At 54.7% G+C, this 23259-nt stretch carries 20 protein-coding genes; 18 read left to right on the top strand and 2 right to left on the bottom strand.

All coding sequences use genetic code 11. From position 1 onward, the window contains the following. Positions 1-269: 269 nt before the first annotated feature. From yfbV to GTGU_RS10785, 4 genes are all read left to right on the top strand, one after another. Positions 270-725, top strand: coding sequence for a terminus macrodomain insulation protein YfbV (gene yfbV / locus GTGU_RS10800; RefSeq protein WP_038156640.1), 456 nt, complete (start codon positions 270-272; stop codon positions 723-725). Between the two features lie 79 nt (positions 726-804). Further along, positions 805-1299, top strand: coding sequence for a YfbU family protein (locus GTGU_RS10795; protein WP_038156637.1), 495 nt, complete (start codon positions 805-807; stop codon positions 1297-1299). Between the two features lie 11 nt (positions 1300-1310). After that, positions 1311-1970 (top strand): sugar phosphatase, encoded by a 660-nt coding sequence (locus GTGU_RS10790; RefSeq protein ID WP_038156710.1) that lies wholly within the window; start codon positions 1311-1313, stop codon positions 1968-1970. An 88-nt stretch (positions 1971-2058) separates the two neighbouring features. Continuing rightward, positions 2059-3891, top strand: coding sequence for an SLC13 family permease (locus tag GTGU_RS10785; protein WP_038156635.1), 1833 nt, complete (start codon positions 2059-2061; stop codon positions 3889-3891). A 32-nt stretch (positions 3892-3923) separates the two neighbouring features. On the opposite strand, the gene yfbR is transcribed toward GTGU_RS10785, so the two are convergent. Both yfbR and alaA read right to left on the bottom strand, forming a co-directional pair. Then, positions 3924-4523: a 5'-deoxynucleotidase gene (gene yfbR, locus GTGU_RS10780; protein WP_038156633.1), complete on the bottom strand. Its 600-nt coding sequence runs from the start codon at positions 4521-4523 to the stop codon at positions 3924-3926. Between the two features lie 81 nt (positions 4524-4604). Then, complete coding sequence (gene alaA, locus GTGU_RS10775; protein ID WP_038156631.1) at positions 4605-5822, bottom strand: alanine transaminase AlaA; 1218 nt, start codon at positions 5820-5822, stop codon at positions 4605-4607. A gap of 945 nt (positions 5823-6767) precedes the next feature. On the opposite strand from alaA, the gene lrhA reads away from it, so the two are divergent. From lrhA to nuoN, 14 genes are all read left to right on the top strand, one after another. Continuing rightward, entirely contained in the window at positions 6768-7709 is a 942-nt protein-coding gene (lrhA, locus tag GTGU_RS10770) for a transcriptional regulator LrhA (protein ID WP_038156629.1), read from the top strand. A 627-nt stretch (positions 7710-8336) separates the two neighbouring features. Further along, a complete protein-coding gene (nuoA, locus tag GTGU_RS10765) occupies positions 8337-8783 on the top strand; it encodes an NADH-quinone oxidoreductase subunit NuoA (protein ID WP_038156626.1) in 447 nt (148 codons plus the stop codon). Positions 8784-8798: 15 nt separating this feature from the next. Then, positions 8799-9473, top strand: coding sequence for an NADH-quinone oxidoreductase subunit NuoB (gene nuoB / locus GTGU_RS10760; protein ID WP_002913178.1), 675 nt, complete (start codon positions 8799-8801; stop codon positions 9471-9473). Between the two features lie 89 nt (positions 9474-9562). Next, the gene (nuoC, locus tag GTGU_RS10755; protein ID WP_156964127.1) at positions 9563-11368 is read left to right on the top strand and encodes an NADH-quinone oxidoreductase subunit C/D; all 1806 of its coding nucleotides are present in this window, start codon (positions 9563-9565) and stop codon (positions 11366-11368) included. Positions 11369-11370: 2 nt separating this feature from the next. Further along, positions 11371-11871: an NADH-quinone oxidoreductase subunit NuoE gene (gene nuoE / locus GTGU_RS10750; protein WP_038156621.1), complete on the top strand. Its 501-nt coding sequence runs from the start codon at positions 11371-11373 to the stop codon at positions 11869-11871. Next, positions 11871-13208 (top strand): NADH-quinone oxidoreductase subunit NuoF, encoded by a 1338-nt coding sequence (gene nuoF, locus GTGU_RS10745; RefSeq protein ID WP_038156619.1) that lies wholly within the window; start codon positions 11871-11873, stop codon positions 13206-13208. Before nuoE ends, nuoF begins: the two co-directional genes overlap by 1 nt. A 31-nt stretch (positions 13209-13239) precedes the next feature. Beyond that, complete coding sequence (gene nuoG / locus GTGU_RS10740; protein ID WP_038156617.1) at positions 13240-15966, top strand: NADH-quinone oxidoreductase subunit NuoG; 2727 nt, start codon at positions 13240-13242, stop codon at positions 15964-15966. Then, on the top strand, positions 15963-16940 hold the full coding sequence (gene nuoH / locus GTGU_RS10735) for an NADH-quinone oxidoreductase subunit NuoH (RefSeq protein WP_038156615.1): 978 nt from the start codon (positions 15963-15965) through the stop codon (positions 16938-16940). Before nuoG ends, nuoH begins: the two co-directional genes overlap by 4 nt. Before the next feature lie 14 nt (positions 16941-16954). Further along, positions 16955-17497: an NADH-quinone oxidoreductase subunit NuoI gene (gene nuoI, locus GTGU_RS10730; RefSeq protein ID WP_038156613.1), complete on the top strand. Its 543-nt coding sequence runs from the start codon at positions 16955-16957 to the stop codon at positions 17495-17497. Positions 17498-17508: 11 nt separating this feature from the next. Next, positions 17509-18063, top strand: coding sequence for an NADH-quinone oxidoreductase subunit J (nuoJ, locus tag GTGU_RS10725; protein WP_038156611.1), 555 nt, complete (start codon positions 17509-17511; stop codon positions 18061-18063). Then, positions 18060-18362 (top strand): NADH-quinone oxidoreductase subunit NuoK, encoded by a 303-nt coding sequence (gene nuoK, locus GTGU_RS10720; protein WP_038156609.1) that lies wholly within the window; start codon positions 18060-18062, stop codon positions 18360-18362. The genes nuoJ and nuoK overlap by 4 nt, the downstream gene beginning before the upstream one ends. Continuing rightward, positions 18359-20200: an NADH-quinone oxidoreductase subunit L gene (nuoL, locus tag GTGU_RS10715; RefSeq protein ID WP_038156607.1), complete on the top strand. Its 1842-nt coding sequence runs from the start codon at positions 18359-18361 to the stop codon at positions 20198-20200. The genes nuoK and nuoL overlap by 4 nt, the downstream gene beginning before the upstream one ends. A 41-nt stretch (positions 20201-20241) precedes the next feature. Then, positions 20242-21771, top strand: coding sequence for an NADH-quinone oxidoreductase subunit M (gene nuoM, locus GTGU_RS10710; protein ID WP_038156605.1), 1530 nt, complete (start codon positions 20242-20244; stop codon positions 21769-21771). 6 nt (positions 21772-21777) lie between these two features. Next, the gene (gene nuoN, locus GTGU_RS10705; RefSeq protein WP_038156602.1) at positions 21778-23235 is read left to right on the top strand and encodes an NADH-quinone oxidoreductase subunit NuoN; all 1458 of its coding nucleotides are present in this window, start codon (positions 21778-21780) and stop codon (positions 23233-23235) included. Positions 23236-23259: the final 24 nt, after the last annotated feature.

Below are 23259 nucleotides of genomic sequence, written 5' to 3'. Positions count from 1 at the left end.
TCGACATTTATGATTAACATCATGCCTTCGGTGTTTTAAGGCATAAGGAAAATAATACTTATTGATTCTACGTCATTTTGCACAATTTTCAGCCAGCGGCAGAATGTGCGATAATTTGACAAACCTGATGCGTGGGTCTACGCCCATCTCAGGCTGGCACAGGATACCCGATCGTAAGGGACAATGACAAAATCTTTTGAACGTTGTCATGCGGAGTTGTGAGTTTGCACATTTTTTTTAATATTTGTTCGTGAAGTTGAGGTAACGCCATGTCGACACCAGACCATCGCCCGGTTAATTTTTTCAGTTTGTTCCGCCGGGGACAACACTATGCAAAGACGTGGCCAATGGAAAAACGCCTCGCTCCGGTTTTTGTGGAAAACCGCGCCATTCGGGCCACGACGTATGCCACTCGCCTCATGCCGCCCGTTGCGGTCTTTACCCTGTGCTGGCAAATCGCTCTTGGCGGGCAGTTAGGCCCGGCGGTCGCTACCGCGCTGTTCGCGCTGAGTCTGCCGATGCAGGGATTGTGGTGGTTAGGGAAGCGCTCTGTCACGCCGCTGCCGCCCACTATTCTGCACTGGTTTTATGAAGTTCGAGGCAAATTGCAGGAAGCCGGGCAGGCGCTCGCGCCGGTAGAAGGAAAACCCGATTACCAGGCGTTAGCTGACACGCTTAAGCGCGCCTTCAAACAACTGGACAAAACTTTCCTCGATGATTTGTAATTGAAGCGAAAAAACGCATATAAAGAAGACACAGTCTATGTGTCTTTTTTTATGCCCTACGCGCAACAGGAGTCAAAAAATGGAAATGACCAACGCTCAACGCCTTATCTTGTCGAACCAGTACAAGATGATGACGATGCTCGATCCAGACAACGCAGAAAAATATCGTCGGTTGCAGACGATCATTGAGCGCGGCTATGGGCTGCAAATGAGAGAGCTGGATCGTGAATTTGGCCAGCTGACAGAAGATACCTGTCGTACGATCATCGACATCATGGAGATGTACCACGCGCTGCACGTCTCCTGGGCCAATCTGAAAGATCCCAGCATTATCGACGAACGTCGCGTCACGTTTCTCGGTTTCGACGCGGCAACGGAAGCGCGCTACCTTAGTTACGTACGCTTTATGGTGAATACCGAAGGTCGTTATACCCATTTCGATGCCGGAACACACGGCTTCAACTCTCAGACTTCCATGTGGGAAAAATACCAGCGCATGCTGGCGGCCTGGCACGCCTGCCCGCGGCAGTATCATCTGAGCAGCAACGAAATCGACCAGATTATTAATTCCTGATGGAGGTGCGTGTGCACTGTAAAGGTTTCCTGTTTGATCTGGATGGCACGCTGGTGGATTCTCTGCCCATCGTTGAGCGGTCATGGTGTCACTGGGCGGATCGTCACGGTCTTGCGCATGATGAAGTTCTGAATTTTATCCATGGTAAACAGGCCGTCACGTCATTACGTCACTTCTTACCCGGTAAAAGCGAGGCGGAGATCCAGGCTGAATTCGCTTACTTAGAACACATTGAAGCCACTGACACCGACGGAATTGTGCCACTGCCTGGTGCGCTGGCGCTGTTGAATCAGCTTAATGAGGCCGGTATTCCGTGGGCCATCGTCACCTCCGGAACGCGCCCTGTGGCGCATGCGCGTCATAAAGCCGCCGGGTTGCCGACGCCGGAAGTGTTCATCACTGCTGAACGTGTAAAACGTGGCAAACCGGAACCGGACGCCTACCTGCTTGGTGCCGAACTGTTGGGTTTGTCACCGCAGGAATGTGTGGTGGTGGAAGATGCGGGGGCCGGCGTGTTGTCTGGCCTTGCTGCCGGGTGCCATGTTATTGCGGTGAATGTGCCTGCCACTGCGCCCCGCTTACAGGAAGCCGACTTTATCCTGACATCGCTGGAACCGCTGGTTATCACCAAAAACGCTGACGGTGCGGTAAACGTGACATTAAAAGCATAATCCTATGATATAGCCCCGGATTAGCGGGGCTTTTTTATGGCACTATTTTCTTTACTACTTTCATCCCGACATCTGACAAGGACACGTTGTGAACGGTGAACTTATTTGGGTGCTGTGCCTGCTGGCGGTTGCCGTGGTGTTATTCGCCACTGGCAAAGTGCGCATGGATGCGGTGGCATTGCTGGTGATTGTTGCGTTTGTATTGAGCGACACACTGACCCTGAGCGAAGCTTTCTCTGGCTTTAGCGATCCGAACATTATTCTTATTGCGGCGCTGTTTATCATCGGTGACGGCCTCGTGCGCACCGGTGTTGCCACCAATATGGGGGCCTGGCTGGTTAAAGTGGCCGGCAACAGCGAAACGAAAATGCTGGTCTGCCTGATGCTGACCGTGGCGGGGCTGGGCGCGTTTATGAGCTCGACCGGCGTGGTCGCCATTTTTATCCCTGTCGTGTTGAGCGTCTCAATGCGAATGGAGATCCCGCCATCCCGCCTCCTGATGCCGTTAAGTTTTGCCGGGCTTATCAGCGGCATGATGACACTGGTCGCGACGCCGCCAAATCTCGTGATTCACAGTGAGCTGATCCGCGAAGGGTTCGACGGGTTCAGGTTCTTTAGCGTCACGCCACTGGGGCTGGTGGTCCTGCTGATGGGGATCGTCTACATGCTGCTGATGCGCTTTATGCTTAAAGGCGAAAAGCAGGATACCGCCGGTGACGGCTGGAAACGACCGTCGTTTCGCGATCTCATCCGTGAATACCGCCTGACCGGCCGTGCCAGGCGACTGGCTATTCGCCCCGGCTCGCCGATGATCGGCCAGCGACTGGATGATCTGCGTCTGCGTGAACGCTACGGCGCTAACGTTATCGGTGTGGAGCGCTGGCGGCGTTTTCGGCGGGTAATTGTCAACGTGAACGGTGTCTCTGAATTCCGCGCCAGGGATGTGTTGTTGATCGATATGTCAGCCGCTGACGTCGACCTGCGCCAGTTTTGCAGCGAGCAACTGTTGGAGCCGATGGTCTTGCGCGGAGAATATTTTTCCGACCAGTCGCTGGATGTGGGGATGGCGGAAGTGTCGCTCATCCCGGAATCCGAACTGCTGGGGAAAACCGTTCGTGAAGTGGCTTTTCGAACCCGTTACGGTTTGAATATCGTGGGTCTCAAACGTGGCGGTCAGGCAATGGATGGCGCGGTAGTGGACGAACCGCTGCAACTCGGCGACATCATGCTGGTAGTGGGGAACTGGAAACAGATTAGCCTGCTGGCGCAGAACGGGCGCGATTTCGTGGTACTCAATATGCCCATTGAAGAGAGCGAAGCCTCACCGGCGCACAGTCAGGCGCCACACGCGATCTTCTGCCTGGTGCTGATGGTGGCACTGATGCTCACCGATGAAATCCCCAATCCTATCGCAGCAATTGTGGCCTGTCTCCTGATGGGGCGCTTTCGCTGTATTGACGCCGAAAGCGCCTATAAAGCTATTCACTGGCCGAGCATTATTCTCATTGTCGGCATGATGCCTTTCGCTCATGCGCTGCAAAAGACCGGAGGCGTCGATTTGATCGTCCGTGGATTGATGGATATTGGCGGTCAGCAGGGGCCTTATCTGATGCTGGTCTGTCTGTTTGTCATGTGCGCGGTGATTGGCCTGTTCATCTCTAACACCGCCACTGCGGTGCTGATGGCGCCCATTGCGCTGGCGGCAGCAAAAACGATGGGGGTGTCGCCTTATCCGTTTGCAATGGTAGTGGCAATGGCGGCCTCGGCAGCCTTTATGACGCCGGTTTCATCACCGGTGAACACGCTGGTCCTTGGCCCGGGGAATTATACATTCAGTGATTTTATGAAACTGGGCATTCCGTTCACCGTACTGGTGATGGTGGTCTGTGTGTTGCTGATCCCGGTGCTGTTTCCGTTCTGAGGTGAGTGCCGGGCAGGGCGCCCGGCAGTCGGTTAAAGCGGCGAATCCTGACTGATTTCATCCAGCGAGAGATGAAAACTCGGGACGAAAACCTGCATGAAGTAGTCCATTTCTTCGCTGCGTCGTGATTCCAGTGTTTTCTCCAGACGCGCTTTAGCCAGCAGAAACTCATTATTGCCCGCAGACAACTCTTCCAGACATTTCAGGTAGGCGCAGAGTGCGTCCGCCTGTTTCACAATGGATTTTTCTGCATCGCTGTATTGCCGGTCATCGATCAGCGGTTCGAAGATGTCGCGCAACTCGGCCGGGACCATATCGACCAGTTTTTGCTGGGCAATTTTTTCGATGGCTTTATATTCCTGCGCGATTTGCGAATTGAAATACTTCACTGGCGTTGGGAGATCACCGGTCAGCACTTCGGAGGCGTCGTGATACATCGCCAGCAGTGCAATGCGATCGGCATTTAACTGACCGCCAAATTTACGGTTTTTGATCGCCGCCAGCGCATGCGCCACCATAGCGACCTGCAGACTATGCTCGGAGACGTTCTCCGTGCGGACATTACGCATCAGCGGCCAACGATTGATTAACTTCAGGCGTGAAAGATGGGCAAAGAAGTGACTCTGGCTCATAGCGATCCTTAATCAATTACAGCATTCGGAATATTGTGCGCAGAGATGACCGCCGGATGCAAACCCCGGCGGTCAGGAAGATTACAATTGATGATACCCGGAGAGGAATCGACCGAAGCGGGTAATGGACATTTCCAGTTCGTCGAGGCGGGGCAGGGTCACTATACGCACGTGATCCGGCCACGGCCAGTTAAACGCCGTGCCCTGGACCAGGAGCACTTTTTCCTGTAACAGGAAATCAAGCACCAGTTTCTGGTCGTCGTGAATATTGAAGCGTTTGGCATCAATTTTCGGGAACATATAGAGTGCGCCTTTCGGCTTCATGCACGAGACACCAGGAATTTCGTTAATCAGTTCCCATGCGCGGTTACGCTGCTCGTACAGGCGGCCGCCTGGCATGATGAACTCACTGATGCTCTGATAACCGCCGAGGGCCGTCTGAATGGCGTGCTGTGCCGGAACGTTCGCACACAGGCGCATCGAGGCCAGCATTTCCAGTCCTTCGATATACCCTTTGGCGTGTTTTTTCGGCCCGTTGAGTACCATCCAGCCCTGACGGAACCCCGCTACGCGATAGGTTTTCGACAGGCCGTTAAAGGTGATCGTCAGCAGATCGGGTGCCATGGCGGCAATAGAATGATGCTCTGCATCATCATAGAGAATTTTGTCGTAAATCTCGTCAGCGAAAATAATCAGATTATGCTGGCGGGCGATTTCAACGATCTCCATCAGCAGTTCTTTTGAATAGACGGCCCCGGTCGGGTTATTCGGGTTGATTATCACGATCCCACGGGTACGCGGCGTGATTTTGGCACGAATGTCGTCGAGATCCGGGAACCAGTCGGACGACTCATCGCAAAGGTAATGCACCGCTTTACCGCTGGAGAGTGACACGGCGGCGGTCCACAGTGGGTAGTCCGGCGCCGGTACCAGCATCTCGTCGCCGCTGTTCAGCAGCGCTTGCATGGCCTGGACGATCAGTTCGGAAACGCCATTACCGATGTAGATATCCTCAACGGTCACATCACGCATGCCACGCGCCTGATAATGCTGCATGATGGCTTTACGGGCGGAATAGAGACCTTTTGAATCGCAATACCCCTGCGCCGTTGGCAGGTTACGAATCACATCAACCAGAATTTCATCAGGGGCGTCGAAACCGAAAGGCGCCGGGTTGCCGATATTCAGTTTTAGAACTTTATTGCCTTCTTCTTCAAGACGTTTTGCTTCCTTCAGAACCGGGCCGCGGATGTCGTAACAGACATTATCAAGTTTGCTGGATTTTTCGATGAGGGACATGAATCGTTGACCTTTTAGCTATTATTGTGACTCCCTGCCGTGGAAGTCAGCACGGAATAATGTACTCCCCGCAGGGGGTTTTTTGAAGGGTCAACAGACGAAGATTTTGCGAGAAATGGTTAACTATTCTGCTCTGTTTTGCTGTGATCGCAAGAATGCGTGGCGATATGTCGTGTAGTTTCGCCTGAGGTGTGGCGTAACATGCTGATGCTTTGCAGTTTATTTGTATTATGTGCTGAATAAAAAATATGACGTCTATCAGACTCTATGCCGGGATGGGGACCGCAAGCGTAAAATGGGAAAAGGGAATAATTACCTTTATTGCCATTTTGTCTGTTATTGCTGAAATATTGTCTGTAAAGGTAATGTTAAGTGATGTTAATAATTAAAAAATTAAACAATTAATCATCATTTATTAAATGCATTGCGTGTTGATTTGCCTGGTTATTTAGATTAAAGAACTTTGAAAACTATAAGAAAATTTGTGTTAGTATCTTCTCAATACACTTATAAATATAGTGTCTTTAGGTTAGGATACGGATGTTAATTATTCAGTCTGATGGCTTTACGCCACGTAGAAACTGAAAGTGAACATACATAACTCTTTGTTATTGATAGTATTTTGTTTGATTGTAACTGGGGATTAGTTCTTTTCTCTTTATGGCACCATGCCTGGATTTTTTGCGAAACCTGCATGTTTACTAAAAGGTAAATGCAATTATGAAGGAACTTAAAGAACTACAAAAACCACTGTGAAACAAAAAAATAGCTAAGGGGTCTGTTCACACCAGAGCAGGCAGGCATATTCAATGCAATAACGCTCTTTTCAGGCGGTCGGCGGGCCAGTTTCATCGGTCGGCGACGCGATTCAAATGGAATTGCCTGAAGTTTTGAGCACAGCATTAACTGGGCAGGTCCGCACGAGCAACCTGTATGTGAAGAATCATGATAACTGCAAATCGTCCGATACTGAATCTCGACCTCGATCTGCTGAGAACGTTTGTGGCGGTCGCTGATCTGAATACTTTCGCTGCTGCAGCGTCTGCAGTAGGTCGTACTCAGTCCGCCGTCAGCCAGCAGATGCAGCGTCTGGAGCAACTTGTGGGGAAGGAGCTTTTCGCCCGCCATGGGCGTAATAAGCTGCTGACGGAGCACGGCATTCAGCTTCTGGGATACGCGAGGAAGATCCTTCGCTTTAACGACGAAGCATGCACATCGTTAATGTTTAGCAACTTACAAGGCACGTTGACGATTGGCGCATCTGATGAGTCAGCCGATACGATCCTGCCGTTTTTACTTAATCGAATTAGTTCGGTTTACCCCAAGCTGGCGCTTGATGTTCGCGTAAAGCGTCATGCGGAAATGGCAGATATGCTGCGTAATAACGATGTGGATCTGGCGTTGACATCGCACCGCCTGGTGCCATTTGACAGCCATATTCTGCGTACGTCACCGACGCTGTGGTATTGCGCTGCTGAATATGTCATGCAAACCGGTGAACCCGTGCCGCTGGTACTGCTTGATGATCCTAGCCCGTTTCGTGATCTCATTCTTGAGGCGCTGGATGCGGCGCACATTCCCTGGCGTCTGGCCTATGTTGCCTCTACGCTGGCAGCGGTGCGCGCTGCGGTGAAAGCGGGGCTGGGCGTCACCGCGCGTCCGGTCGAAATGATGAGTCCTGAACTGCGCGTATTAGGTAAAACTGACGGGCTCCCCGTGTTACCCGATACCGAATATTTGCTGAGCCGTAATTTGCACAGCCATAATGAACTGGTGGACATCATCTTCCAGTCTTTGAGCCAACAGCATAATCCCTGGTATCGCTACGGTACGTATACCCCTGAAGGGGGAGACGATACCCGTACGCTTGAACCGGGTTTTGAGTGATCGTTTAGCTTCATTCTGGTAACAAATTGTAATTCCAGAAATGCGCCACAGTTTTGCATTTTTTGCACTGTGGCCAATTTTTTGCATGGCTCTCTGACGCCTCTTCCGCGCTCTGGTGCTTTGTTAAGGCGTTTCAGCAGGTTAACTCTCCATTCTCACTCTTTACGCTTCTTTATTTCACCATCTCTGTATGAACTGCTAATGTTAAAAAAACGGTGGGATTGTTGCTGTTTTTATTAGGCAATTAACAAAACCGTGTCACAGATCAAGAAAATACTCCTCATTAGGGGGAGGAATCACGAAGAAATCCTGTCAAAATAGGCGGGTAATTCTCGTTTACACTTGGGACGGACACGATTCAACAACAGGAAATTCTGATAGCGATTCTGGTCTTTTACACAAAATCGCATTAAATGTTAATGAAATGGGTCTCGTGTAAATTAATGTGAGGATACTTTTGTTAAAGTTGACAAAAGGTTATAGAAAGGAGTAAAAAACTCCAGCGTTTAGCGGCCTGAGAATCACTGCAGGCATCTTAGTTGGGTTTTTTGTTCCTCCCCATGAATCGATGTGGCGTTCATCTGCCAGCAAGAGCAGCGTTTTTGACGTCACCACTTTGGTTAAGCAATGCGTATGTCAACATCCACTGAAGTCATCGCTCATCACTGGGCATTCGCTATATTTCTCATCATCGCCATTGGCCTTTGTTGTTTCATGCTGATTGGTGGTTGGTATCTTGGTGGTCGCGCACGCGCGCGTAGTAAAAACACCCCCTTTGAATCGGGTATCGACTCTGTAGGTTCTGCCCGCTTACGCCTCTCTGCAAAGTTCTACCTCGTTGCCATGTTCTTCGTCATCTTCGACGTTGAAGCCCTGTATCTGTACGCATGGTCAACCTCCATCCGTGAAAGCGGCTGGGTAGGCTTTGTTGAAGCCGCCATTTTCATTTTAGTGCTGCTGGCTGGTCTGGTTTACCTCGTACGTATCGGCGCGCTGGACTGGACGCCTGCTCGTTCACGTCGCACGCTGGTAAATCCGGAAACAGAAAGCGCCACTAACCGTCATACGCAGTAAAAGCGAGGCAATAAGATGGATTATACGCTCACCCGCATAGATCCTAACGGTGAGAACGACCGTTACCCCCTGCAAAAACAGGAGATCGTAACCGACCCCCTGGAGCAAGAAGTCAACAAGAGCGTGTACATGGGGAAACTCGAACACGCCCTGCACGACATGGTTAACTGGGGCCGCAAGAACTCAATCTGGCCGTATAACTTTGGCCTGTCCTGCTGCTACGTTGAAATGGTGACGTCATTCACTGCTGTGCATGACGTTGCGCGTTTTGGCGCCGAGGTACTGCGTGCTTCTCCGCGTCAGGCTGACCTGATGGTTGTCGCCGGGACCTGCTTCACCAAAATGGCCCCGGTCATTCAACGCCTCTATGACCAGATGCTCGAGCCGAAATGGGTGATTTCCATGGGTGCCTGCGCGAACTCTGGCGGGATGTACGACATCTACTCTGTTGTGCAGGGCGTTGACAAGTTTATCCCGGTTGATGTGTACATTCCTGGCTGCCCGCCACGTCCGGAGGCCTACATGCAAGCGCTGATGCTGCTGCAGGAATCCATCGGCAAAGAGCGTCGTCCGCTCTCATGGGTGGTGGGTGATCAGGGGGTTTATCGCGCTAACATGCAGTCCGAACGCGAGCGTAAACGCGGCGAACGCATTGCTGTCACGAATCTGCGCACACCCGACGAGATTTAAACTTGCGCCTGCGGGCTGTGGATTTCCCCTTCGCAGATCACAATAAATAACGCGAAGCCACGCTCGACAGTCACCACGGACCTTTTGCAATGGTGAACAATATGACCGATTTAACCGCGCATGATGCTGCCGGCTGGCAAACTCAGGATCACCTTGACGATCCTGTCATCGGCGAACTGCGCAACCGTTTTGGGCCGGATGCCTTTACTGTTCAGCCAACCCGCACCGGGGTACCCGTTGTCTGGGTGAAACGCGAACAGCTGCTGGAAGTGGGCGATTTCCTCAGGAAACTGCCGAAACCTTACGTCATGCTGTTTGACTTACACGGCATGGACGAACGTCTGCGTACTCACCGCGAAGGTTTACCTGCCGCGGATTTCTCCGTTTTCTATCATCTGATTTCAGTAGACCGCAACCGCGACATCATGCTCAAGGTGGCGCTATCTGAAAACGATCTGCATGTGCCCACTTTCACCAAACTTTTCCCGAACGCCAACTGGTACGAGCGGGAAACCTGGGAGATGTTCGGCATCACCTTTGAAGGCCACCCGAATCTGCGCCGCATCATGATGCCGCTGACCTGGGAAGGGCATCCGCTGCGTAAAGATTACCCGGCTCGCGCCACCGAATTCGATCCGTTTGAGCTGACGAAAGCCAAGCAGGATCTAGAAATGGAAGCCCTGACCTTCAAACCGGAAGAGTGGGGGATGAAGCGTGGCACCGAAAACGAGGACTTCATGTTCCTCAACCTCGGCCCGAACCACCCGTCTGCGCATGGTGCATTCCGTATCATTCTGCAGCTTGATGGCGAAGAGATCGTCGATTGCGTTCCGGACATCGGTTATCACCACCGTGGCGCCGAGAAGATGGGCGAACGTCAGTCCTGGCACAGCTACATTCCGTACACCGACCGTATCGAATATCTCGGCGGCTGCGTCAACGAAATGCCGTACGTGCTGGCTGTAGAAAAACTGGCGGGGATCACTGTTCCGGATCGCGTTAACGTTATCCGCGTCATGCTCTCTGAGTTGTTCCGCATCAACAGCCACCTGCTGTATATCTCCACGTTCATTCAGGACGTCGGGGCGATGACGCCGGTGTTCTTCGCCTTTACTGATCGCCAGAAGATTTATGATCTGGTCGAAGCGATCACCGGCTTCCGTATGCACCCGGCGTGGTTCCGTATCGGCGGCGTTGCGCACGACCTGCCGCGCGGTTGGGACCGTCTGCTGCGTGAATTCCTTGAGTGGATGCCGAAGCGCCTGGATTCCTATGAGAAAGCCGCGCTGCGCAACACCATCCTTAAGGGGCGTTCTCAGGGCGTTGCCGCGTATAACGCGAAAGAAGCACTGGAGTGGGGCACCACAGGGGCTGGCCTGCGGGCGACCGGGATTGGTTTCGACGTACGTAAATGGCGTCCATACTCAGGTTACGAGAACTTCGATTTTGAAGTCCCGGTGGGCGGTGGTATTTCCGACTGCTATACCCGCGTGATGCTGAAAGTCGAAGAGCTGCGCCAGAGCCTGCGCATTCTTCAGCAGTGCCTCGATAACATGCCGGAAGGCCCGTTCAAAGCGGATCACCCGCTGACAACGCCGCCGCCGAAAGAGCGCACGCTGCAACATATCGAAACCCTGATTACCCACTTCCTGCAGGTCTCGTGGGGTCCGGTGATGCCGGCCAACGAATCCTTCCAGATGGTGGAGGCAACCAAGGGTATTAACAGTTACTACCTGACCAGCGACGGCAGCACCATGAGCTACCGCACCCGTATCCGTACGCCAAGTTTTGCGCACCTGCAGCAAATTCCGGCGGCGATCCGCGGCAGTCTGGTTTCTGACTTAATTGTCTATCTGGGTAGTATCGATTTTGTTATGTCAGATGTGGACCGCTAATTATGCACGAGAATCAACAACCACAAACCGAGGCTTTTGAGCTGAGTGCGGCAGAGCGTGAGGCCATTGAGCACGAGAAGCACCACTACGAAGACCCGCGTGCGGCGTCCATTGAAGCGCTGAAAATTGTTCAGAAACAGCGTGGTTGGGTGCCAGACGGCGCAATCTATGCGATTGCTGAGGTGCTGGATATCCCGGCCAGCGACGTAGAAGGCGTTGCGACGTTCTATAGCCAGATCTTCCGTCAGCCGGTGGGTCGTCACGTGATCCGCTATTGCGACAGTGTAGTGTGCCACATCACGGGTTATCAGGGCATTCAGTCAGCTATTGAACGACACCTGAAGATTACCCCGGGCCAGACCACCTTTGATGGCCGCTTTACCCTGCTGCCGACCTGCTGTCTGGGTAACTGCGACAAAGGGCCGACCATGATGATTGACGACGATACGCACAGTCATCTGACGCCGGACGCCATCCCTGACTTGCTGGAGCGGTATAAATAATGAAAAACATTATTTTGACTCCTGAAACGCATCCGCTGACATGGCGTCTGCGCGATGACAAACAGCCGGTATGGCTGGATGAGTATCAGAGCAAAAACGGCTATGCCGGCGCGCGTAAAGCGCTCGCAGGTATGGCGCCGGACGAGATCGTCAACGCGGTAAAAGACGCTGGCCTGAAAGGGCGTGGCGGCGCGGGTTTTTCCACCGGTCTTAAGTGGAGCCTGATGCCGAAAGACGAATCCATGAACATCCGTTACCTGCTGTGTAATGCCGATGAAATGGAACCGGGCACCTATAAAGACCGCCTGCTGATGGAGCAACTGCCGCACCTGCTGGTGGAAGGCATGCTGATCTCCGCCTTTGCGCTGAAAGCGTACCGTGGCTACATCTTCCTGCGCGGCGAGTACATCGAAGCGGCGGCAAACCTGCGTCGTGCGATTGCCGAAGCCACCGAAGCGGGTCTGCTTGGCAAAAACATTCTCGGCACCGGGTTCGACTTCGAACTGTTCGTGCACACCGGGGCAGGGCGTTATATCTGCGGTGAAGAGACTGCGCTGATTAACTCCCTCGAAGGTCGTCGCGCAAACCCACGCTCTAAGCCGCCGTTCCCGGCCAGCTCCGGCGTATGGGGCAAGCCGACCTGCGTCAATAACGTTGAAACGCTGTGTAACGTCCCGGCGATTCTGGAAAACGGCGTCGAATGGTATCAGAACATCTCGAAGAGCAAAGATGCTGGCACCAAGCTGATGGGCTTCTCCGGTCGCGTGAAAAATCCGGGTGTCTGGGAACTGCCGTTTGGCACCACCGCGCGTGAAATTCTCGAAGACTACGCGGGCGGCATGCGTGACGGCCTCAAATTTAAAGCCTGGCAGCCAGGTGGCGCGGGAACTGACTTCCTGACAGAGGCGCACCTCGACCTGCCAATGGAGTTTGAAAGCATTGGTAAAGCGGGCAGCCGTCTGGGTACGGCGCTGGCGATGGCCGTTGACCACGAGATCAACATGGTGTCGTTGGTGCGCAACCTGGAAGAGTTCTTCGCACGCGAGTCCTGTGGCTGGTGTACGCCGTGCCGTGATGGCCTGCCGTGGAGCGTGAAGATCCTGCGTGCTATCGAACGTGGTGAAGGCCAGCCGGGTGATATCGAAACGCTTGAGCAACTGTGCCGCTTCCTCGGCCCGGGCAAAACCTTCTGTGCGCATGCGCCAGGTGCGGTTGAGCCGTTGCAGAGTGCTATCAAATATTTCCGTGACGAATTCGAAGCAGGCATCAGGCAGCAGTTCAGCAATACCCATCTGATTGACGGGATCCAGCCGAACCTGCTGAAGACGCGCTGGTAATCAAAGCTTTATTAATTTTGGAAGCATGCTAATGGCTACGATCCATGTAGACGGCAAAGAATATGAGGTGAACGGGGCGGACAACCTGCTACAGGCTTGTCTCTCGCTTGGCCTTGATATTCCTTACTTTTGCTGGCATCCGGCGCTGGGAAGCGTTGGGGCTTGCCGCCAGTGTGCGGTGAAGCAATATCAAAACGCGGAAGACACGCGTGGCCGCCTGGTGATGTCCTGTATGACACCGGCATCTGACGGCACTTTTATCTCTATTGATGACGACGAAGCGAAACAGTTCCGCGAGAGCGTGGTCGAGTGGTTGATGACCAACCACCCGCACGATTGCCCGGTCTGTGAAGAGGGCGGCAACTGCCACCTGCAGGATATGACCGTCATGACTGGTCACAGCTTCCGTCGCTACCGTTTCACCAAACGTACCCACCGCAATCAGGATTTGGGGCCGTTCATTTCGCACGAAATGAACCGTTGCATCGCCTGCTACCGCTGTGTGCGTTACTACAAAGATTACGCGGACGGCAGCGATCTGGGCGTTTATGGCGCGCATGACAACGTCTACTTTGGTCGTCCGGAAGACGGTACGCTGGAAAGCGAATTCTCAGGCAACCTGGTGGAAATCTGCCCGACCGGCGTCTTCACCGATAAAACGCACTCCGAGCGTTACAACCGTAAATGGGACATGCAGTTTGCGCCAAGCATCTGCCAGCAGTGCTCCATCGGCTGTAACACCAGCCCGGGTGAACGTTACGGCGAACTGCGTCGCATCGAAAACCGTTACAACGGTACCGTTAACCACTACTTCCTCTGCGACCGCGGTCGTTTTGGCTACGGCTATGTGAACCTGAAAGACCGTCCGCGTCAGCCGGTGCAGCGTCGTGGCGATGATCTGATCACCCTCAACGCCGAACAGGCGATGCAGGGCGCGGCAGACATTCTGCGTCAGTCGAAGAAAGTGATCGGTATCGGCTCCCCGCGCGCCAGCATCGAAAGCAACTTCGCATTGCGTGAGCTGGTTGGGGCGGAGAACTTCTATACCGGTATCGCCAAAGGTGAACAGGCGCGTCTGCAACTGATGCTGAAAGTGCTGCGCGAATCGGGCGTTCATACACCGTCGCTGCGTGAGATTGAATCTTACGATGCAGTGCTGGTGCTTGGCGAAGACATCACCCAGACCGGCGCACGCGTTGCGCTGGCGGTGCGCCAGGCGGTGAAAGGCAAAGCGCGCGAAATGGCAGCGGCACAAAAAGTGGCTGACTGGCAGATTGCGGCCATCCTTAACATCGGTCAGCGTGCGAAACATCCGCTGTTTGTCACTAACGTTGATAACACCCGTCTGGACGACATCGCTGCGTGGACCTACCGCGCGCCGGTCGAAGATCAGGCGCGCTTAGGTTTCGCTATCGCCCACGCACTGGACAACAGCGCACCGGCGGTCGACGGTCTGAGCAATGATCTAAAAGGCAAAGTGGACGTTATCGTTCAGGCACTGGCGGGCGCGAAAAAACCACTGATTATCTCCGGGACGAACGCCGGAAGCGCGGAAATGCTTCAGGCGGCAGCGAACGTTGCCAAAGCGCTGAAAGGCCGTGGCGCCGACGTCGGTGTGACGATGGTTGCCCGTGCGGTTAACAGCGTCGGTCTCGGCATGATGGACGGTGGCTCGCTGGAAGCTGCGCTTGATGAACTGGAAAGCGGCGCTGCCGACGCGGTTATCGTGCTGGAAAATGATCTCCACCGCCACGCTTCTGCTGCGCGCGTTGACGCTGCGCTGGCGAAAGCGCCGTTGGTGATGGTGGTTGACCATCAGCGCACCGCGATCATGGAAAAAGCGCATCTGGTGCTTTCCGCCGCGAGCTTTGCCGAAAGCGACGGTACGGTCATCAACAACGAAGGCCGCGCACAGCGCTTCTTCCAGGTGTATGACCCGGCGTACTACGACAACAGCAACGTGATGCTGGAAAGCTGGCGCTGGCTGCATTCGCTGCACAGCACGGTGGAAAACCGCGAAGTCGACTGGACGCAGCTTGACCACGTGATCGACGCAGTCATTGAAAAACTGCCGCAGTTCGCCGGTATCAAAGATGCTGCGCCAGACGCCACCTTCCGTATTCGCGGTCAGAAACTTGCGCGTGAACCGCACCGTTACAGCGGTCGTACGGCGATGCGTGCGAACATCAGCGTTCACGAACCGCGTCAGCCGCAGGATAAAGACACCATGTTCGCCTTCTCAATGGAAGGGAACAACCAGCCATCTGCACCGCGTTCGCAAATTCCGTTCGCCTGGGCGCCGGGCTGGAACTCCCCGCAAGCCTGGAACAAATTCCAGGACGAGGTGGGCGGCAAATTGCGTCATGGCGATCCGGGCGTGCGTCTGATCGAAGCCTCCGACACCGGACTTGATTACTTCACCACCGTACCGGCGGGCTTCCAGGCGGAAGAGGGTAAATGGCGTATCGCGCCGTACTACCATCTGTTCGGCAGCGATGAACTGTCGCAGCGCTCACCGGTCTTCCAGAGCCGCATGCCGCAGCCGTACATCAAGCTCAACCCGGCTGATGCCGCGAAACTGGGCGTGAACTCGGGCGCGACCGTAGCTTTCAGCTATGAAGGTCAGACTATTCGTCTGCCGGTCGTCCTTTCCGAAGGGCTGACGGCAGGGCAGGTAGGATTACCGATGGGCATGCCGGGCATTGCGCCGGTACTGACCGGGGCGCGAATTGACAATCTGCAGGAGGCCAAAGCATGAGTTGGTTAACACCGGATGTTATCGACATTCTGTTAAGCGTCCTGAAAGCGGTTGTCATTCTGCTGGTGGTGGTTACCTGCGGCGCGTTCATGAGCTTCGGCGAGCGTCGTTTGCTCGGCCTGTTCCAGAACCGTTATGGACCGAACCGTGTTGGCTGGGGTGGTTCACTCCAGCTGGTGGCGGACATGATCAAGATGTTCTTCAAAGAGGACTGGACGCCGCGCTTCTCGGACCGCGTGATCTTCACGCTGGCGCCGATGATTGCCTTCACCTCACTGCTGCTGGCCTTTGCGATTGTTCCGGTCAGCCCGAGCTGGGTAGTGGCTGATCTCAACATCGGTATCCTGTTCTTCCTGATGATGGCAGGCCTGGCGGTGTACGCTGTGCTGTTTGCCGGCTGGTCGAGTAACAACAAATACTCGCTGCTGGGCGCGATGCGTGCTTCTGCGCAGACGCTGAGCTATGAAGTGTTCCTCGGTCTGTCACTGATGGGCGTGGTGGCGCAGGCGGGGTCATTCAATATGACTGATATCGTCAATAACCAGGCGCACCTGTGGAACATCATCCCGCAGTTCTTTGGCTTTGTGACTTTCGCTATCGCGGGTGTGGCAGTATGTCACCGTCACCCGTTTGATCAGCCGGAAGCCGAGCAGGAGCTGGCGGACGGTTACCACATTGAATATTCCGGCATGAAGTTCGGTCTGTTCTTCGTGGGTGAATATATCGGCATCGTCACCGTGTCCGCACTGATCGTCACGCTGTTCTTCGGCGGCTGGAATGGTCCGTTCTTACCTCCGTTCATCTGGTTTGCGCTGAAAACCGCATTCTTCATGATGATGTTCATTTTGATCCGCGCATCATTGCCGCGTCCGCGTTATGACCAGGTAATGTCCTTCGGCTGGAAAGTCTGCCTGCCGCTGACGCTGATCAACTTGTTGGTAACGGCGGCTGTCATTCTCTGGCAGGCGCAATAAGGGGTGAAAAGACCATGACCTTAAAAGAATTATTGGTAGGCTTCGGCACCCAGGTTCGCAGTATCTGGATGATCGGCCTGCATGCGTTCGCCAAACGCGAAACGCGCATGTATCCCGAGGAGCCGGTTTATCTGGCGCCACGTTATCGCGGACGCATTGTACTGACGCGCGACCCGGACGGTTCCGAGCGCTGCGTTGCCTGTAACCTGTGTGCGGTAGCGTGCCCGGTAGGCTGTATCTCTCTGCAAAAAGCAGAGACCAAAGATGGCCGCTGGTATCCGGAATTTTTCCGCATTAACTTCTCACGCTGCATTTTCTGCGGTCTGTGTGAAGAAGCGTGCCCGACCACGGCGATTCAGTTGACCCCGGACTTTGAGCTGGGCGAATACAAGCGTCAGGATCTGGTGTACGAGAAAGAGGATCTGCTGATTTCCGGTCCGGGCAAATACCCGGAATATAACTTCTACCGGATGGCGGGTATGGCAATCGACGGCAAAGATAAGGGCGAGGCGGAAAACGAAGCCAAACCTATCGACGTCAAGAGCCTGTTACCGTAAGGAGAGGGGCAATGGAATTCGCTTTTTATATCTGTGGCCTTATCGCCATCCTGGCTACCCTGAGGGTGATTACCCACACCAATCCGGTGCATGCGTTGCTGTACCTGATTATTTCGCTGCTGGCGATCTCCGGGGTGTTCTTTTCGCTGGGCGCTTACTTCGCTGGTGCGCTGGAAATCATCGTCTATGCCGGGGCCATCATGGTGCTGTTCGTTTTCGTGGTGATGATGCTCAACCTGGGCGGCTCAGAAATCGACCAGGAACGCAAATGGCTGCAGCCGCAAATCTGGATTGGCCCGGCTATTCTGTCAGCGGTACTGCTGGCAGTGATCGTGTACGCCATTCTCGGCCTTAACGATCAGGGCATCGATGGCAATGCCATCAGCGCGAAAGCCGTCGGCATTACGCTGTTCGGACCGTACGTACTGGCGGTTGAGCTGGCGTCTATGCTGCTGCTGGCGGGTCTGGTTGTCGCCTTCCACGTTGGGCGTGAAGATCGCGCCGGTGAAGTGCTGAGCAACCGCACCGATGACCGCGCGAAAAGAAAAACGGAGGAACACGCATGATCCCCTTAACACATGGACTGATCCTCGCCGCGATCCTGTTTGTTCTCGGTCTTACCGGTCTGGTTATCCGCCGCAATCTGCTGTTTATGCTGATTAGCCTGGAAATCATGATTAACGCCGCCGCGCTGGCATTTGTGGTTGCCGGCAGCTACTGGGGCCAGACCGACGGTCAGGTGATGTATATCCTCGCGATTAGCCTTGCGGCTGCGGAAGCGAGTATTGGCCTGGCGCTGCTGCTGCAGCTCCATCGTCGCCGCCAGAATCTGAACATCGATTCAGTAAGTGAGTTGCGTGGATGAACATGCTTGCCTTAACCATAATTTTGCCATTGATTGGCTTTGTGCTGCTGGCTTTCACCCGTGGCCGCTGGTCGGAAAACCTGTCCGCCACGGTCGGTGTGGGTTCGATTGGCCTGGCGGCGCTGGTCACCGCGTTTGTTGGCGTTGATTTCTTCAATAATGGCCAGCAGGCGTTCAGTGTCCCGCTGTGGACCTGGATGTCAGTCGGTGACTTCAACATCGGCTTCAACCTGGTGCTGGATGGTCTGTCGCTGACCATGCTGTCTGTTGTCACCGGTGTGGGCTTCCTGATCCACATGTTCGCCTCCTGGTATATGCGTGGTGAAGAGGGGTACTCCCGTTTCTTCGCGTACACCAACCTGTTCATCGCCAGCATGGTGGTACTGGTACTGGCCGACAACCTGCTGCTTATGTATCTCGGCTGGGAAGGGGTGGGTCTGTGCTCTTACCTGCTGATCGGTTTCTACTACACCGATCCGAAGAACGGTGCGGCGGCGATTAAAGCCTTCGTTGTGACCCGTGTGGGTGACGTTTTCCTCGCGTTCGCGCTGTTCATTCTCTACAACGAGCTGGGCACCCTGAATTTCCGCGAGATGGTCGAACTGGCACCGGCGCACTTTGCTAACGGTAACAACATGTTGATGTGGGCCACGCTGATGCTGCTCGGTGGCGCGGTCGGTAAATCCGCCCAGCTGCCGTTGCAGACCTGGCTTGCTGACGCGATGGCGGGCCCGACGCCTGTCTCCGCGCTGATCCACGCCGCGACCATGGTGACCGCGGGCGTTTACCTGATTGCCCGTACACACGGCCTGTTCCTGATGACGCCGGAAATTCTGCATCTGGTCGGCATCGTTGGTGCGGTCACGCTGGTGCTGGCAGGTTTTGCGGCGCTGGTGCAAACCGACATCAAACGCGTGTTGGCCTATTCCACCATGAGCCAGATCGGCTACATGTTCCTGGCGCTGGGCGTGCAGGCGTGGGATGCAGCCATTTTCCACCTGATGACTCACGCGTTCTTCAAAGCGCTGCTGTTCCTGTCGTCGGGCTCGGTGATCCTCGCCTGTCATCACGAACAGAACATCTTCAAAATGGGTGGCCTGCGTAAGTCGATTCCGCTGGTGTATGTCTGCTTCCTGGTGGGGGGCGCCGCGCTGGCTGCGCTGCCGCTTATCACCGCGGGCTTCTTCAGTAAGGACGAAATCCTTGCCGGTGCGTTGGCGAACGGTCATATCAATCTGATGGTGGCAGGTCTGGTCGGGGCGTTTATGACCTCACTCTATACCTTCCGTATGATCTTCATTGTCTTCCACGGCAAAGAGCAGATCCACGCGCACGCAGGGAAGGGGGTTACCCATCATCTGCCGCTGATTGTGCTGCTGATCCTCTCCACCTTCGTTGGCGCAATGATTGTGCCGCCGCTGGCGGGTGTGCTGCCACAGACGACGGAACTGGAACATGGCCGCGTCATGACTCTGGAAATCACCTCCGGCGTGGTAGCAATTGCGGGCATTCTGATCGCCGCCTGGCTGTGGCTGGGTCAACGCACGCTGGTTACTGCCGTTGCGAACAGCGGGCCGGGTCGTCTGCTGGGAACCTGGTGGTTCAATGCGTGGGGCTTCGACTGGCTGTATGACAAAGTCTTTGTGAAGCCATTCCTCGGCATTGCATGGCTGCTGAAGCGCGATCCGCTGAATGCGCTGATGAACATTCCGGCAATTCTGTCCCGCTTTGCAGGTAAAGGTCTGCTGTTCAGCGAGAACGGTTATCTGCGCTGGTATGTCGCATCCATGAGCATCGGCGCCGTGGTGGTATTGGCGCTGTTGATGGTATTGCGTTGATTTCAAGTACTGAATTTAGAATATAAGGGACATACGCAGCTATGTTATTACCTTGGTTAATTTTAATCCCGTTTATCGGCGGCTTCCTCTGCTGGCAGACCGAACGCTTCGGTGTGAAGGTGCCACGCTGGATCGCGCTGATCACGATGGGACTGACGCTGGCGCTAGGCCTGCAACTCTGGTTGCAGGGCGGCTACTCTCTGACGCAATCCGCCGGAATTCCTCAGTGGCAGTCTGAATATATCCTGCCGTGGATCCCGCGCTTCGGCATCAACATCCATCTGGCTATTGACGGTTTGTCGCTGCTGATGGTGGTGCTGACCGGTCTGCTCGGTGTGCTGGCGGTACTCTGTTCCTGGCGTGAAATCGAGAAATACCAGGGCTTTTTCCACCTCAACCTGATGTGGATCCTGGGCGGCGTTATCGGCGTGTTTCTTGCCATCGACATGTTCCTGTTCTTCTTCTTCTGGGAAATGATGCTGGTGCCGATGTACTTCCTGATTGCGCTGTGGGGTCACAAAGCGTCAGACGGTAAAACGCGTATCACGGCGGCAACCAAGTTCTTCATCTACACCCAGGCGAGCGGTCTGGTGATGCTGATTGCCATTCTGGCGCTGGTGTTTGTGCACTACAACGCTACCGGCATCTGGACGTTCAGCTACGAAGACTTACTGAAAACGCCGATGTCTCACGGCGTGGAATACCTGCTGATGCTCGGTTTCTTCATCGCCTTTGCGGTGAAAATGCCGGTGGTACCGCTGCATGGCTGGTTGCCTGACGCGCACTCTCAGGCACCGACTGCCGGTTCTGTTGACCTTGCGGGGATTTTGCTGAAAACCGCGGCTTACGGTCTGCTGCGCTTCTCGCTGCCGCTGTTCCCAAACGCTTCTGCCGAGTTCGCGCCGATTGCCATGTGGCTGGGTGTGATTGGCATTTTCTACGGCGCATGGATGGCCTTCGCTCAGACAGACATCAAGCGTCTGATTGCCTACACCTCTGTCTCGCACATGGGCTTCGTGCTGATTGCAATCTATACCGGTAGCCAGTTGGCCTACCAGGGTGCGGTGATCCAGATGATTGCGCACGGTCTGTCTGCGGCGGGTCTGTTCATCATCTGCGGTCAGTTGTATGAACGTCTGCACACGCGTGACATGCGCATGATGGGCGGTCTGTGGAGCAAAATTAAATGGCTGCCGGCGCTGTCACTGTTCTTTGCTGTGGCGACGCTGGGTATGCCGGGTACCGGGAACTTCGTCGGCGAATTCATGATCCTGTTCGGCAGCTTCCATGTAGTGCCGGTCATTACCGTGATTTCAACGTTCGGTCTGGTCTTTGCGTCCGTTTACTCACTGGCGATGCTGCATCGCGCTTACTTCGGTAAAGCGAAAAGTGAGATTGCGGCACAAGAACTGCCGGGGATGTCGCTGCGCGAGCTGTTTATCATCCTGTTGCTGGTCGTGCTGCTGGTGCTGTTGGGCTTTTACCCGCAGCCAATTCTGGATACTTCGCACTCTGCAATGGGCAATATCCAGCAGTGGTTTGTTAATTCTGTTTCTACTACAAGGCCGTAAATCGCCATGACAATAACTCCACAACAACTGATCGCGCTGCTACCGCTGCTGATCGTCGGCTTGACGGTGGTGGTTGTGATGCTCTCCATTGCGTGGCGACGCAACCATTTTCTCAATGCCACGCTGTCAGTCATTGGGCTGAACGTCGCGCTCGTGTCGCTCTGGTACGTTGGACAGGCCGGAGCCATGGACGTCACGCCGCTGATGCGCGTTGATGGCTATGCCATGCTCTACACCGGTCTGGTGCTGCTGGCGAGCCTCGCCACCTGTACCTTTGCCTATCCGTGGCTTGAAGGCTACACCGACAACAAAGAAGAGTTCTACCTGCTGGTGCTGATTGCGGCGCTGGGGGGGATCCTGCTGGCGAACGCGAACCATCTGGCAGCGCTGTTCCTTGGTATTGAACTGATCTCTTTGCCGCTGTTCGGCCTGATTGGCTACGCATTCCGCCAGAAACGATCTCTGGAAGCGAGCATCAAATACACCATCCTCTCCGCCGCAGCGTCGTCATTCCTGCTGTTCGGTATGGCGCTGGTGTATGCCAATTCCGGCAACCTGTCGTTCGTGGCGCTCGGTAAAAGTCTGGCGGACAACGCGCTGCATGAGCCGCTGCTGCTGGCGGGTCTGGGCATGATGATCGTGGGTCTCGGCTTCAAACTGTCGCTGGTGCCGTTCCACCTGTGGACGCCAGACGTGTATCAGGGGGCGCCTGCGCCAGTCTCTACCTTCCTGGCAACTGCCAGCAAGATAGCTATTTTTGGTGTGGTGATGCGTCTGTTCCTGTATATGCCGGTCGGCGACAGCGAAGCCGTTCGCGTAGTGCTGGGCATTATCGCCTTCGCCTCTATCATCTTCGGTAATCTGATGGCGCTGAGTCAGACTAACATCAAACGTCTGCTCGGTTACTCCTCCATCTCTCATCTCGGCTACCTGCTGGTGGCGCTGATTGCGCTGCACAGTGGCGAGATGTCAATGGAAACGGTTGGTGTTTATCTGGCCGGTTATTTGTTCAGTAGCCTCGGCGCGTTTGGCGTGGTGAGCCTGATGTCCAGCCCATACCGTGGCCCGGATGCAGATTCTCTGTTCTCCTACCGTGGTCTGTTCTGGCACCGTCCGATTCTGTCGGCGGTAATGACGGTGATGATGCTGTCACTGGCGGGGATCCCGATGACGCTCGGCTTTATCGGTAAATTCTATGTGCTGGCAGTGGGTGTGAATGCGCACCTGTGGTGGCTGACGGCGGCAGTGGTGATTGGTTCAGCAATCGGTCTCTACTATTACCTGCGCGTCGCGGTGAGTCTGTATCTGAGCGCGCCGCAGCAACTGAATCGCGATGCGCCGACCAACTGGCAGTACAGCGCCGGGGGGATCGTGGTGCTGATCTCCGCGCTGCTGGTGCTGATCCTGGGCGTCTGGCCGCAACCGCTCATTAGCATTGTCCAGCTGGCGATGCCGATGCTGTAAAAACAAAAAAACCCGCTTCGGCGG

Source organism: Trabulsiella guamensis ATCC 49490 (genome assembly GCF_000734965.1).
In the GTDB taxonomy this organism is placed as follows: Bacteria; Pseudomonadota; Gammaproteobacteria; order Enterobacterales; family Enterobacteriaceae; genus Trabulsiella; species Trabulsiella guamensis.
Note: the sequence above shows the minus strand (reverse complement) of the source record. Positions and strands in the feature narration are given on the sequence as shown.